At 67.5% G+C, this 13,432-nt stretch carries 15 protein-coding genes; 8 read left to right on the top strand and 7 right to left on the bottom strand.

Annotated elements, in window-relative coordinates; genetic code table 11:
- Positions 1-38: 38 nt before the first annotated feature.
- Positions 39-1,262, top strand: coding sequence for a Y-family DNA polymerase (locus I5803_RS18405; RefSeq protein ID WP_231402453.1), 1,224 nt, complete (start codon positions 39-41; stop codon positions 1,260-1,262).
- Here the strand turns inward: I5803_RS18405 and I5803_RS18400 are convergent.
- Positions 1,259-1,726, bottom strand: a complete 468-nt coding sequence (locus I5803_RS18400) for a DUF1569 domain-containing protein (protein ID WP_196987771.1) — start codon at positions 1,724-1,726, stop codon at positions 1,259-1,261. The genes I5803_RS18405 and I5803_RS18400 overlap by 4 nt on opposite strands.
- 152 nt (positions 1,727-1,878) lie before the next feature.
- On the opposite strand from I5803_RS18400, the gene I5803_RS18395 reads away from it, so the two are divergent.
- Together I5803_RS18395 and I5803_RS18390 are read left to right on the top strand one after the other, a co-directional pair.
- A complete protein-coding gene (locus I5803_RS18395; protein WP_196987770.1) occupies positions 1,879-2,139 on the top strand; it encodes a hypothetical protein in 261 nt (86 codons plus the stop codon).
- A gap of 47 nt (positions 2,140-2,186) precedes the next feature.
- On the top strand, positions 2,187-3,017 hold the full coding sequence (locus tag I5803_RS18390) for an enoyl-CoA hydratase-related protein (RefSeq protein WP_196987769.1): 831 nt from the start codon (positions 2,187-2,189) through the stop codon (positions 3,015-3,017).
- Positions 3,018-3,065: 48 nt separating this feature from the next.
- Here the strand turns inward: I5803_RS18390 and queF are convergent, their stop codons facing one another.
- From queF to I5803_RS18370, 4 genes are read right to left on the bottom strand one after another with little or no spacing between them, the layout of a single operon-like run.
- A complete protein-coding gene (gene queF / locus I5803_RS18385) occupies positions 3,066-3,911 on the bottom strand; it encodes an NADPH-dependent 7-cyano-7-deazaguanine reductase QueF (protein ID WP_196987768.1) in 846 nt (281 codons plus the stop codon).
- A complete protein-coding gene (locus I5803_RS18380) occupies positions 3,908-4,807 on the bottom strand; it encodes an alpha/beta fold hydrolase (RefSeq protein ID WP_196987767.1) in 900 nt (299 codons plus the stop codon). The genes queF and I5803_RS18380 overlap by 4 nt, the downstream gene beginning before the upstream one ends.
- 10 nt (positions 4,808-4,817) lie before the next feature.
- Positions 4,818-5,678, bottom strand: a complete 861-nt coding sequence (locus I5803_RS18375; RefSeq protein ID WP_196987766.1) for a 2OG-Fe(II) oxygenase — start codon at positions 5,676-5,678, stop codon at positions 4,818-4,820.
- Positions 5,679-5,730: 52 nt separating this feature from the next.
- A complete protein-coding gene (locus I5803_RS18370) occupies positions 5,731-6,009 on the bottom strand; it encodes a hypothetical protein (protein ID WP_196987765.1) in 279 nt (92 codons plus the stop codon).
- 71 nt (positions 6,010-6,080) lie between these two features.
- On the opposite strand from I5803_RS18370, the gene hemA reads away from it, so the two are divergent.
- The 5 genes from hemA to I5803_RS18345 all read left to right on the top strand — a co-directional run bounded on the left by hemA (position 6,081) and on the right by I5803_RS18345 (position 10,917).
- Positions 6,081-7,340 carry a glutamyl-tRNA reductase gene (gene hemA, locus I5803_RS18365; protein WP_196987764.1) on the top strand — a complete coding sequence of 420 codons (1,260 nt, stop codon included), beginning with the start codon at positions 6,081-6,083 and terminating at the stop codon, positions 7,338-7,340.
- A gap of 165 nt (positions 7,341-7,505) precedes the next feature.
- Entirely contained in the window at positions 7,506-8,600 is a 1,095-nt protein-coding gene (gene prfA / locus I5803_RS18360; RefSeq protein ID WP_196987763.1) for a peptide chain release factor 1, read from the top strand.
- A complete protein-coding gene (gene prmC, locus I5803_RS18355; RefSeq protein ID WP_196987762.1) occupies positions 8,597-9,424 on the top strand; it encodes a peptide chain release factor N(5)-glutamine methyltransferase in 828 nt (275 codons plus the stop codon). Before prfA ends, prmC begins: the two co-directional genes overlap by 4 nt.
- 44 nt (positions 9,425-9,468) lie before the next feature.
- Entirely contained in the window at positions 9,469-9,795 is a 327-nt protein-coding gene (grxD, locus tag I5803_RS18350; protein WP_196987761.1) for a Grx4 family monothiol glutaredoxin, read from the top strand.
- Between the two features lie 123 nt (positions 9,796-9,918).
- Complete coding sequence (locus I5803_RS18345; RefSeq protein ID WP_196987760.1) at positions 9,919-10,917, top strand: AAA family ATPase; 999 nt, start codon at positions 9,919-9,921, stop codon at positions 10,915-10,917.
- A gap of 2 nt (positions 10,918-10,919) precedes the next feature.
- On the opposite strand, the gene I5803_RS18340 is transcribed toward I5803_RS18345, so the two are convergent.
- Together I5803_RS18340 and I5803_RS18335 are read right to left on the bottom strand one after the other, a co-directional pair.
- Positions 10,920-11,600 (bottom strand): lytic transglycosylase domain-containing protein, encoded by a 681-nt coding sequence (locus tag I5803_RS18340; RefSeq protein ID WP_435520861.1) that lies wholly within the window; start codon positions 11,598-11,600, stop codon positions 10,920-10,922.
- On the bottom strand, positions 11,597-13,342 hold the full coding sequence (locus I5803_RS18335; RefSeq protein ID WP_196987759.1) for a proline--tRNA ligase: 1,746 nt from the start codon (positions 13,340-13,342) through the stop codon (positions 11,597-11,599). The genes I5803_RS18340 and I5803_RS18335 overlap by 4 nt, the downstream gene beginning before the upstream one ends.
- Positions 13,343-13,432: the final 90 nt, after the last annotated feature.

The following is a 13,432-nucleotide window of genomic DNA, read 5'->3' as shown; positions in this document are numbered from 1 at the left end:
GGTTCGCGCGAAGCGGTCAAGGACGCAAAATCAGGGGCATGAAGTTGCGCCGGATCGCCCATCTCGACATGGACGCGTTTTTCGCCTCGGTGGAGTTGCTGCGTTACCCGCAGCTGAAAGGCCTGGCCGTGGTGATCGGCGGCGGCCGCCGGCGCGTCGACGAGATGATCCGCGAACGCTTCGAGGGGCTGCCCCTGTCGGAGATTCCCGTCTCGGCCTTCCCGCTCCTGAAGGACTACGTCGGGCGCGGCGTGATCACCACCGCCACCTATGCCGCGCGCCAGTTCGGGGTCGGCTCCGCGATGGGGATGATGAAGGCCGCCAAGCTCGCGCCGGACGCCATCGTGATGCCCGTGGACTTCGACGAGGTGCGCAGGTATTCGCGCCTCTTCAAGGCCACCATCGCCGAGATCGCCCCGGTCATCCAGGACCGCGGCATCGACGAGGTCTACATCGACTTCACCGACGTGCCGGGCGGCCAGCGCGAAGGCGGGCGCGTGCTCGCGCGCCTGATCCAGAAGGCGATCTTCGACGCCACGAAGCTGACCTGCTCGATCGGCGTGGCGCCCAACAAGCTGCTCGCGAAGATGGCGAGCGAGTTCAACAAACCCAACGGCATCTCCATCGTGTACGAGGCGGACATCGCCACGAAGATCTGGCCGCTCCCCGTTCGCAAGATCAACGGCATCGGGCCCAAGGCGGAGGTGAAGCTGCACAAGCTGCACCTGCACACCATCGGCGACATCGCCGCGCAGGATCCTCAGTGGCTGGTCGACAACTTCGGCAAATCCTACGGGGCCTGGATGCACGAGGCCGCGTGGGGCCGCGACGACCGGCCCGTGGTCACGGAGAGCGAGCCCGTGTCCATGAGCCGCGAAACCACCTTCGACCGCGACCTGCATGCGGTGCGCGACCGCGCGGAGCTCGGCGAGATCTTTACGGACCTGTGCAAGCAGGTGGCGAGCGACCTGAAGCGCAAGGGCTATGTCGGCAAGACGATCGGCATCAAGCTGCGTTACGACGATTTCAAGATTGCGACGCGCGACCAGACCATCGCCCACTTCACCGACGACGCCCAATTGATCCGCAAGACCGCCGGCCTGTGCCTCAAGCGCGTGCCCCTGGACCGGCGCCTTCGCCTGCTCGGCGTGCGTGTCGGCAAGCTTGCGAAAGCGGGCTCCCCGGAGGCCGAAGGCAGGCCGGTCCCGCCCATGGCCGCGGAACCGGAGGCGCCGTACGCCGGCACGCTCGACCTGTTCTAGCGCCCGTCCGCCTCGGCCACGATCTCGTCCTGGTGGTTCCGGATGTGCATGTTGTGCGCGAGCGCGAAATCGGGCTTGCTGAGCGCACCGTACGCAAAGTGCGGCTTGAGCGGGCCGCTCCAGGCGTTGAAGCGGTTCATCGCCTGGCGCAGGCGGATCGCGCCGGGCTTCCAGTCCGCCCCGGCGCCCAGCGCAGGCGCGCCGGGGATGGGTTCGGCAAGGCCGTGCGTCATGCGCCCGCGCCACTTGAAATACGAAAAGGCCATGCTCCCCGCCGTGCCCTGGAACAGCGCGCTCCGGGGTTGCGGGAAGCCGTCCATGCTCATCTCGATGCTTTGCGCGAGGTGCTCCAGCACCGCGCCGAGCGGCCACGCGCCCAGCGCCCTCACCGATCTGGCGCGCTCGAGGTGGTCGAGCCAGCGCAGCGATTCGTCCAGCGTTTGCACGGTGGGCAGGTCAGCCATGGCGATACCTCCGGATGCGAGGGAGATGAGCAGGAAGGCGCGGCGTCTCACCGCCGGGATGGTAGTCGGCTGACGGCCTTGACGCCACCCGCCGCCTAACTTAGCCTGATTCTTACGCGTAACTTACAGATCAGCTATCCCACGGAGATCCCATGTCGCTGGACGAACTTCAACGCATCAAGAGGTGGCATGTCGCGCATCGCATGGACCACCCGCTGGAGTGCCAGTTGTGGGACGCGATGCTGACGCTCTGGGTCGCGGGCTGGGTCTGCTGGTTCCCGGCCTACGCGCTGGAGCAGTTCTGGACCCTTCCTTTCTGCTTCGTGGCGATGGCCGCTCCCGGCCTGTACGTCGAGTGGCGCCGGCGGGCGCACCGTGCGCGAAGGCTGCGCTGCGACTGGCTGCGGAGCTGACGGCCGGGCGCGCTACAGTGCGCGCATCCCCCACCGCAAGGACCGCCATGGAATGCTTCGCGCTGACGATCGAGGGCCACGTCGCCCATCTCGTGCTCAACCGCCCAGAGGCGATGAACACCATGCACCCGCGTTTCTGGCGCGAGCTCGATGACACCTTGTCGCAGCTGCACCGCGAAGGCGGCGCGCGGGTGCTGGTGATCTCCTCGACCGGCAGGCATTTCAGCGCGGGGATGGACCTCGCCACCTTCGGCGGCGCGATCGCCATGGACGACCGCACGCCCGAGGGCCGCGCCGCGATCTACGACCTGCTGACGGACATGCAGTCCACCTTCACGCGCCTGGAAACGATGCGCATCCCGGTCATCGCGGCCATCCACGGCGGCTGCATCGGCGGCGCGGTCGACATGGTCACGGCCTGCTGCATCCGCTATGCGACGGCCGATGCGTTCTTCTGCATCCAGGAGATCAACATTGGCATGGTCGCGGACGTCGGCACGCTGCAGCGCCTGCCCAAGCTCGTCCCGCTGGGCGTGGTCAAGGAGCTCGCCTACACGGGGCGGCGCCTCGGCGCGCAGAAGGCTCTGGGCTACGGGCTGGTGAACGAGGTGTTCGATTCGCAGCCCGCGATGCTCGAAGCCGCGATGGCCTGCGCGCGGGAGATCGCCGCCAAGCCGCCGGTGGCGATCTGGGGCACGAAGCAGGTGATCCACTACACCCGCGATCACTCCGTGGACGACTCGCTCAAGCAGATGGGCTGGGTGCAGGGCGCGATCTGGAGCAATGCGCACGTGCGGGAGTCGGTCACCGCCATGAAGGAAAAACGGGCCGGTGAGTTCCCGGACCTGCCCGGATTGGCTTCCTTCAAGGACAGCTGACTTCCTTCGCGCCCCCTGCGAAACCTTTGCGTCCTCTGCGTTCAAAAATTACTGACGCGCAGTCCGCACGTTCGCCGGCACCGCGATGGGATGGCTCGTGCGGAACGGGTTGATATCCAGCCCCCCGCGCCGCGTATAGCGCGCGTACACCGCAAGCTTCACCGGTTTGCAGCGCTCCCGGAGGTCCACGAAGATGCGCTCCACGCATTGCTCGTGGAACTCGTTGTGGTTGCGAAAGCTCACGAGGTAGCGCAAGAGCTGCCCCTGGTCGATCTGCGGGCCGCTGTAGCGGATCTGCACGCTGCCCCAGTCGGGCTGGCCGGTGACGAGGCAATTGCTCTTGAGCAGGTTGCTGGTGAGCACTTCTTCCACCGGCATCTCGTCGAACGCGGCGGTGAGCAGCGTGGGATCCGGCGTGTACTCCGTGCATTCGATGTCGAGTCGGTCGAGGCTCAAGCCGTCGAGCTCGTGCACTGGCTCACGGTCGAACAGCTCGGGCGTGAGGATGCGCACGCCCACGCTCGATTGCGAGGGCGCGCCGCGCCACACCGCCTCGCTGATGTCGGCGCGGATGCGGTCGCGCACGGCATCCGCGGACGCGAACGCGGTGTTGGTGAAGCTGTTGAGATACAGCTTGAAGGACTTGCTCTCGACGATGTTGGGCGACTCGCACGGCACCGTGACGTGCGCGATCGCCACCTGCGGCTTGCCGCGCGGCGTGAGCCAGCTCAGTTCGAACGCGGTCCACAGGTCCGCGCCGAAGAAAGGCATCGTCCCGTGCAGGCCCAGCTCGTCGCGCTTGGGCTGGCGCGAGATCGGGAAGAGCAGCGACGCGTCGTATCGATCGACGTAAGGCGCAGGCTTGCCCAGCTGCGATTGCTCGGGGGTATTCATGCGCCCTGCCCCGCGAGATGCGGCACCAGCCGCTCCAGCAGGCGCTCCACCACGCCGGGGGGCAGGTCATGGCCCATGCCGTCGATGCCGTGGAAGCGCGAACCGGCGATGCGGCGCGCGGTGTCTTCGCCGCAGGCGATCGGCACCAGCGGGTCGGCCTTGCCGTGCAGCACGAGCGTGCGCGCCCGGATGCGCGACAGCTCACCCGCGCGGCGGGCATCCGCCGCGACCGCCGCCATCTGCCGCATGGTGCCCGCAGGGTGGAAGCTGCGGCGCGTCGCCATCAGCACGCGCTCGCGCAGCGCAGCCTCTTCCAGCGGGTAGGCCGGGCTACCGATGACCTGGAACAGGCGAATGTAGTGGTCCACGATGGCCTGCTCACCTTGTCCCTGCGGCCGCGACAGCATGGCGCGAAGCACCGGGCCGCTCGGACCCGGCAGACCGCGCGCGCCGCTCGAACTCATGATGCTCGTGAGGCTCGCCACGCGCGCGGGCGCGGCCAGCGCGACGCGCTGCGCGATCATCCCGCCCATGCTCACGCCCACGACGTGGGCGGTCTCGATGCCGAGCGCATCGAGCACACCCAGCGTGTCGTCCGCCATGTCCTGCACGCCGTAAGGCGCGCGCACCGGCAGGCCCACCTTGAACTTGAAGCTTTCCCACAGCAGGTTCGGCACGCCGAGGTGGTCGAAGTGCTGCGACAGGCCGATGTCGCGGTTATCGAAGCGGACCACGCGAAAGCCCGCGTCCTGTAGCGCCTGCACGAAGGCAGGCGGCCAGGCGATGAGCTGCATGCCCAGGCCCATGATGAGCAGCACCACCGGCCGCCCGGCCTGCGAGCCGTCGGCGTCCGTGTCCTCGACCTCGATGCCGATCCCGTTGGCCGTAACCTTCACAAGCGGCCCTTCACTCGAACTTCCGCTCGCGCAGCCACTTGGTCGCGATCCACTTTTCTCCGGCCAGCACGGGGGAGCCGCCGTGCAGCGTCTTCGTCGAAGGATGCGGCCGCTCGTAGCTGAAGAACACCGCGTTGCCCCGCTTGGGCGCGACTTCCAGGTGCACGTCGGGGAAGATCGTGCCGCCGCCCTTGTCGGGCTCGCCCAGGTACATGACGATCGTGGCGACCCGCTGGCCGCCGCGCTTGAGGATGGTCGGCGTGCCCGGCTCGTTCGGGTCGAAGTAGTCGTAGTGCGGCTTGTATTCCGTCCCGGGCCGGTAATGCAGCACCTGCAGGCCCTCGCCGTTTTCTTCGGGCCAGTCCACCAGCCGGGCGATGCGCGACTCGATGACCCGCACCAGCTCGTTCTCGCCGCGCTGGAAGAACATGCCGTTGCTGGTGCGGTCGGCATTGACCTCCTCGCCGCCGGTCTTGATGGAAACGGTGAGCGAGCGGGCCAGGCGCGGCTTGGCGAGTTCGATGAGCGCGTCGCACTCCTCGTCGGACAGCAATCCGCCGAACACCACCACCCGCGGGGCGACCATCGTCTGCAGGATGCAGACGCGGCGATCCCCGGCATCCACGTAGAGCGGCGAGTCGTCCAGCTTGGGGTCGGGCACCGGAACGCCGGGCGGCAGGCCGCTCTGCACCGCCTGCTGCTCGAGGTGGCCACGCAACGTGGTCTCCATCGCCTCGATCGCGACATCCTCGCTCCAGCCCGATGCGAGCATGGACTTGAGCACGGCGTCCGCGCCGTGCCCGGCCTGCGCCTGCTCGACGATCCATTGCCGCAACTGGGGAGTGATCTGCTGGGACTGGGTGGTGCTCATTGGATGTGATTTTGCCCGCGGCGCGGCCGGCCGGGCGTGGAATTGTTCCGCCTCAGCCGCGCCAGGCCTTGCTTCGCGCCCACTGCACGCTCGCGATCGCGGCCACCAGCGCCGCATAGCTGGCCATCTTCCCGTCCACGCCGAAATACCACAGGCCGGCCGCCAGCACCCCCACCCCAACTATAAAATTGATAGCAGCATCGCCCCACCAGGCGCTACCCGCGGACTGGCGCGGCAATACGAGGCGGGCCGCGAGCGCGACCAGCGCGCCCACGGCGAAGGCCGGGGCGACGAAGCCGAGCGCGTGAAGGATGAGGTCGAAAGGGCCCATGCGGGGGGAACTCGGGGGGGTTTGAGGCAGCGCAAGCACTGCGCCTGCCCGCAAATTTTATAATCCCATCCATGGCAGTCTGGGCTTTGGGCATCAATCACACGACCGCGCCGCTGGACTTGCGCGGCCGCTTCGCCTATGCCATCGACCAGATCGAGCCCACCCTGCACGCGCTGCGCGGCTCCCTGTCGCGCAAACCCGAAGCCGCGATCCTGTCCACCTGCAACCGCACGGAGATCTATTGCGCGGGCGACGCGGGGGACATGGACCACACGATCAACTGGCTCGCGGACTCCGGCGGCGTCGCCCCGGCGGTGCTGCGATCGCATGCCTACACCCTGCACGACGGGCTCGCCGCCAGGCACGCCTTCCGCGTCGCGAGCGGGCTCGATTCCATGGTGCTGGGCGAAGCGCAGATCCTCGGCCAGATGAAGGACGCGGTGCGCGTGGCCGACCAGGCCGGCGCGCTTGGCACGACGCTCAACCAGCTGTTCCAGCGCTCCTTCGCTGTCGCGAAGGAAGTGCGCAGCTCCACGGAAGTGGGCGCCCATTCGATCAGCATGGCGGCCGCCGCCGTGCGGCTCGCGTCGCAGCTTTTCGAAGACCTCGGCAAGATCCGCGTGCTCTTCGTCGGCGCCGGCGAGATGATCGAGCTGGCCGCCACGCACTTCGCCGCGCGCAACCCGAAAGGCATCGCCATCGCCAACCGCACGCTGGAGCGCGGCGAGCGATTGGCCACGCGTTTCGGCGGCGAGGTGATGCGCCTGGCGGACCTGCCCTCTCGCCTGCATGAATTCGACGCCGTGATCAGCTCCACTGCCAGCACCCTGCCCATCATCGGGCTGGGCGCCGTCGAGCGTGCGCTGAAGGCGCGCAAGCATCGCCCGATGTTCATGGTCGACCTGGCCGTCCCGCGCGACATCGAGCCGGAGGTCAAAGATCTCGAGGACGTGTACCTGTACACGGTCGACGATCTCGCCGGGGTCGTGCAGACCGGCCAGGCCCATCGCCAGGCGGCCGTCGCGCAGGCCGAGGCCATCATCGACGCCGGCGTGCAGAGCTTCCTGCACTGGATGGACCAGCGCGGCAGCGTCCCGCTGATCCAGCAGCTCAACGCGCAGGCCGACGAATGGCGCGCGCTGGAACTCGCGCGTGCCCGCAAGCTGATCGCGCGCGGCGAAAACGTCGATGCCGTGCTCGAGGCCATGTCGAAGGGCCTTACGCAGAAGATGCTGCACGGCGCGATGGCGGAGCTGCATGCCGGCGACGCCGCGTCACGCGAACGGGCGACGTCCGCGATCCAGCACTTCTTCCTGCGCAAAGAGCGTTAGCTGCGCTTGCACTGATGGCGCGCCTCTGTATTTTTGAACGCAGAGGACGCAAAGGATTCGCAGAGGGCGCAGAGAAAACCAATTCTCCTTTTGTCTTGCTCTGCGTTCTCTGCGTAACCTTCGCGTCCTCTGCGTTCAAAAGGACCTCTCGCACCGCACCCGCCAGTGAAAACCTACCTCCGCCAGCAACTAGAGCGCTACCCCATCCGCCTGAAGGAACTCGACTTCTTCCTGCAGCAGCCCGAAGTCGTGCAGGACATGGAGCGCTACCGGGCACTCACGCGCGAACACGCCGAAGTCAGCGAAGTCGCCGCCGTCTTCGAAAAATTCCTGCACGACGAAAGCGCGCTCTCGCAGGCGCGCGAGATGGCCGACGACCCCGAGATGGCCGAGATGGCCCGCGAGGAAATCGCGTCGCTCGAAGCGAGCCTCCCCGCGCTCGAGGACGAGCTGCAGCGGCTCCTGCTGCCCAAGGACCCGGACGACGTGCGCAACACCTTCCTGGAAATCCGCGCGGGCACGGGTGGCGACGAATCCGCCCTCTTCGCCGGCGACCTGCTGCGCATGTACACGCGCTACGCCGAGCGCCAGGGCTGGCGCACGGAGATCGTGAGCGAAAGCGAGGGCGAGGTCGGCGGCTTCAAGGAAGTCGTGATCCGCGTCGTGGGCGACGGCGTGTATGGAAAGCTCAAGTTCGAATCGGGCGGCCATCGCGTCCAGCGCGTGCCCGCGACGGAGACGCAGGGGCGCATCCACACCAGCGCCTGTACGGTCGCCGCACTGCCCGAGCCCGACGAAGCGCAGGCCGTGCAGATCAACCCGGCGGACCTGCGCATCGACACCTATCGCGCGAGCGGCGCGGGCGGGCAGCACATCAACAAGACCGATTCGGCGGTTCGCATCACCCACTTGCCGACGGGCATCGTGGCGGAATGCCAGGACGACCGCTCGCAGCACCGCAACAAGGCCAAGGCCATGCAGGTGCTCGCCGCGCGGATCAAGGAGAAGGAGCGCAGCGAGCGTGCGGCCAAGGAAGCCGCCACGCGCAAGGGCCTCATCGGCAGCGGCGACCGCAGCGACCGCATCCGCACCTACAACTTCCCGCAGGGGCGCCTGACCGACCACCGGATCAACCTGACGCTCTACAAGCTGCAGTTCATCATGGAAGGCGACCTCGACGAAGTCATCGCCGCGCTGCTGCTGGCGCGCAAGGCCGAACAGCTCGAAGAGCTGGAGATCGGCCCGGGCGGCCGCGCGTGAACATCGCCGCGGCGCTCGCGCAGGCCGGCAGCCTGGGGCTCGCGCGGCTCGACGCGCAGGTGCTGTTGCTGCACGTGCTCGGGCGCCCCGAGCGCGATCGCGCCTGGCTGTTGGCGCACGACACGGACACGGTGGACCCGGCGGTTCTCGCCGCCTTCCTCGCCCTGTGCAGGCGCCGGTTGGCGGGAGAACCCGTGGCCTACCTGACCGGCCGCAAGGAGTTCTTCGGCCTGGCCTTGCGTGTCGATGCCCGCGTACTCGTCCCGCGGCCGGACACCGAGACGCTGGTCGAGTGGGCGCTCGACCTGCTGCCCATGGATGGTGCCTCGCGCGTCATCGACCTGGGCACCGGAAGCGGCGCCATTGCACTGGCGATCAAGCACGGCCGGCCCGGGGCGCAAGTGGAGGCCGTCGACCTCAGCCCGGGCGCCCTGGAAGTCGCCACCTCCAACGCCCGCGCCCTGGGCCTGGACGTGTCGTTCCGGCAGGCGTCCTGGCTCGATGGGGCGAGCGGGCCCTACGAGCTGATCCTGAGCAATCCCCCCTATGTCCGCGAGGGCGACCCGCACCTGGCCGCCCTGGCCCATGAGCCCATGTCCGCCCTGGCGGCGGGCGAAGACGGCCTTGCCGACTGCCGCGCCATCGTCCGGCAGGCGCCGTCCCGGCTCGCGCCGGGTGGCTGGCTGTTGCTGGAGCATGGCTACGACCAGGCGGCCACGGTTCGTGGGCTGCTGGAAGCGGCGGGCTTCGGTTCCGTCGCAAGCCGGCGCGACCTCGCGGGCATCGAGCGCTGCTCCGGCGGAAAGTGGCTTGAACTGGGATAATCCACCCCAATGATTCAGGCACCGGCCTGCAAGGAGTTTTACCCATGAGCGATCCCCAGCAACGTATCGACCAACTCGTCAAGGGCAGCGACGTGCTGCTGTTCATGAAGGGCAACGCGAGCTTCCCGCAATGCGGCTTTTCCGGCCGGGCGATCCAGATCCTCAAGGCCTGCGGCGTCGACCCGAAAGCGGTCACGACCGTCAACGTCCTGGAAGACGACGAAATCCGCCAGGGCATCAAGGAATACAGCAACTGGCCGACCATTCCCCAGCTGTACGTCAAGGGCGAATTCATCGGCGGCTCGGACATCATGATGGAGATGTACCAGAGCGGCGAGCTGCAGCAGGTGCTCGGCGCGACGCAAAGCTGACGCCCGCGCGGGCTTATTGCTGACGCAGGAAATCGCCTGCGGCCTCCGGGCATTGAACTGTGGCACGGCTTATGCTGGAATCGTCAGCAAGCCGTTCCATCAGCAAGCCGCCAAGGAGTGTCGATGTCTTCACACAGCCTCGTTCCGCACGGAGCCTCCGGGTTCCAGCTGCCGGTCGCGAACCTTCGCAACGTCTTCCGCCCGCACGAGGTGGAGCGAAAACTCGCCAAGCTGCCGCAACGCGAACACGAGAGCCTGCGCACCACCTATGAACGCATGCTGGAACGCGGTCCCGAGCGCTTCCAGGTCAAGCCGAGCGGCGTGCCCGACATGGCTGCCCTCTACGAACAACTCCCGAATTTCACGGACGCGCTTGACGACGTGAAGCGCCACGTGGCCCTGTCACAGGATTGCCGCGACGGGCTGGAGGTGACGCCGATGCTCCTGCTCGGTCCGCCCGGTATCGGCAAGACGCATTTCGCGCGCAAGCTCGCCGAATTGCTCGGCACCGGCATGAACCTCGTTCCCATGAGCTCGATGACGGCCGGCTGGCTGCTTTCCGGCGCCTCGTCGCAGTGGAAGGGCGCGAAGCCCGGCAAGGTGTTCGAGGCGCTGGTCGATGGTCAATACGCCAACCCGGTGCTGGTCGTCGACGAGATCGACAAGGCCGCGGCGGACGCGCAATACGACCCGCTCGGATCGCTCTACAGCCTCCTGGAGCACGACACGGCGGGCGCCTTCATGGACGAATTCGCCGAAGTGGCGATCGATGCGAGCCAGGTCATCTGGATCATGACGGCGAACGACGAGCGCTGCATCCCGGAGCCGATCCTCAACCGCATGAACGTCTTCCAGATCGAGGCGCCGACGCACGAGGCTGCGCGGCTGATCGCGCGAAACCTCTACACCTCCATCCGCGGCGATCACGGCTGGGGCCAGCACTTCGAACCCGAACCGCGCGACGACGTGCTGGACGCACTCGCCGAGCTCGCGCCGCGCGACATGCGGCGTGCGCTGATGACGGGCTTCGGCAATGCGCGACTGGATGCGCGCGGCGAAATCGGGATGCAGGACCTGCCGAAGTGCGGCGGTTCGCGCACGAAGGTCGGCTTCCTGCAATAGGGCTAATTCGGCCCGTTGGGAAGCTTGTCGGGGCGCGTCGGGTCCATGGGGCGCTCCTGCGCGGGCAGGTCGTGCCAGTCCCAGCCCTTGCTCGCGGCGAACACCGCGTTGGGGTATTGCGGCTTGCCGCGGCTGCCGTTGTAGCGGCCCAGCGCCATGAACAGGTCGCCGCGCTCCCGGTCGATGTAGTGGCGCAGGATCACGCAGCCGAAGCGCAGGTTGGTCTGCATGTGGAACAGCTTGCCCGCGTCTCCGTCGCCGATCACGCGCGTCCAGAAGGGCATGACCTGCATGTAGCCGCGCGCCCCCACGCTGCTGACCGCGAACTTGCGGAAGTTGCTTTCCACCTGGACCAGCCCGAGCACGAGCCCCGTGTCGAGGCCGGCGCGCTTGCTCTCATACCAGATGGTCTGCAGGAATTCCTTGCGCTCCAGCCATTCGGCCTTGCGCTTGCGCAGCCGCGTGCTCATCGCGCCCAGCCACCGCAGGTAGGCGAGGCGCGATTCGATGTCCCGGAATTCCGGAACAGGGGGCGCCGAGTTGGCCACCGCGGAGCTGAGCGCTGTGCGCACTGAATCGGCGAGGGGTTCCTCGACCTGGCCGCCCGCGAAGGCGAACCGCGGAAGCAAGGGAAGACCGAGACCGGCGGCGATCGCGACGACCGCGCCGCGCCGGCCGCTCACGACGCGAGCCGGGACTTGACGAAGCTCGCCACTTCGCCGGCCGGCACCTTGGTCGCCTGCGCATCGCGGCGGTGCTGGTACTCCAGTTGGCCTTCCTTCAGGCCGCGATCGGAAATCACGACGCGATGCGGCACGCCGATCAACTCCCAGTCCGCGAACATGGCGCCGGGGCGTTCGCCACGGTCGTCGAGCATCACGTCGATGCCCGCGGCCTGCAAATCGTCGTGCAGCCTTTCCGCGGCCGCCTTCACGTCCGCGCTGCGGTCCATGCCGATCGGGCACACCACCACGGTGAAAGGCGCCAGCGCGTCGGGCCAGATGATCCCGCGCTCGTCGTTGTTCTGCTCGATGGCGGCGGCGGGCAGGCGCGTGATGCCGATGCCGTAGCAGCCCATCTGCATCAGCTGGGGCTTGCCGGATTCGTCGAGGAAGCTCGCCTTCATCGGCGCGCTGTACTTGGTGCCCAGGAAGAAAATGTGGCCGATCTCGATGCCGCGTTCGATGGCGAGCAAACCGCTGCCGTCGGGCGACATGTCGCCCGCGACCACGTTGCGCAGGTCCGCCACCGCGTCCGGCTCCGGGAGGTCACGCCCCCAGTTGACGCCGGTGAAGTGGAAGCCTTCTTCGTTCGCGCCGCAGATCCAGTCGGCCATCAGGGCGACTTCGCGGTCGGCGACGATCTTCACCGGCTTTTTCAGGCCAATGGGGCCGAGGTAGCCGGGCTTGGTGCCGAAGTGGTCGACGATCTCGCCGACCGTGGCGAAGCGGAACGTGGCATCCAGCCCCGGCACCTTGCCGGCCTTGATTTCGTTCAGGTCGTGGTCGCCGCGCACGAGCAGCAGCCAGACCTGCGTCTTCACGATTTCGCCCTTGTCGTTCGCTTGGTCGGTCGCGAGCACCAGCGATTTCACCGTCGTTGCAAGTGGGACCTTCAGCAGGTCCGCGACGTCGGCGCAGGTGCTCTTGCCGGGCGTCGGCGTTTTCGCTATGGCCTGCGCGGGCGCGGGACGCGGGCCCTGCGGCGCGAGCGCCTCCGCCTTTTCCATGTTGGCCGCGTAGCTGCTGCCCTCGGAATAGACGATGGCGTCCTCGCCGGTTGCGGCGATCACCTGGAATTCCTCGGAGAGGTCGCCGCCGATGGCGCCGCTGTCCGCGGCCACCGCGCGGTAGCGCAGGCCGAAGCGGTCGAAGATTGCACGGTAGGCCTTGGCCATCACCTGATAGCTCGCCTTGGCCGCGGCCTCGTCGCGGTCGAAGCTGTACGCGTCCTTCATGATGAATTCGCGGCTGCGCATCACGCCGAACCGGGGGCGGCGCTCGTCGCGGAATTTGGTCTGGATGTGGTACAGGTTCTTCGGCAGCTGCTTGTAGCTGCGCAGTTCCTGGCGCGCGATGTCGGTGACCACTTCCTCACTGGTCGGCTGGATGATGAAGTCGCGCTCGTGGCGGTCCTTCACGCGCATCAGCTCGGGGCCCATCTTGTCCCAGCGCCCGGTTTCCTGCCAGAACTCGGCCGGCTGCACGACCGGCATCAGGAGTTCCACGGCTCCGGCGCGGTTCATCTCCTCCCGGACGATGGCTTCGACCTTGCGGACCACCCGCAGGCCCATGGGCATCCAGGAGTAGATGCCGGCGCCGAGCTTCTTGATCATGCCCGCCCGCATCATGAGCTGGTGGCTGACGACCTCGGCGTCCGAGGGAGCTTCCTTGAGGGTGGAGATGAGGAACTGGGAGGCTTTCATGCGGTCCTGCGCGGGCTGTGCGCCGCCTGGTTCGCTTGCCGGCGCGCGGGCGCCGTGCATAATGAACTCAGTTTAAAAATTTGGGGTTTG

This window comes from Caenimonas aquaedulcis, assembly GCF_015831345.1.
In the GTDB taxonomy this organism is placed as follows: Bacteria; Pseudomonadota; Gammaproteobacteria; order Burkholderiales; family Burkholderiaceae_C; genus Ramlibacter; species Ramlibacter aquaedulcis.
This window is presented reverse-complemented; position numbering and strand designations above follow the sequence as displayed.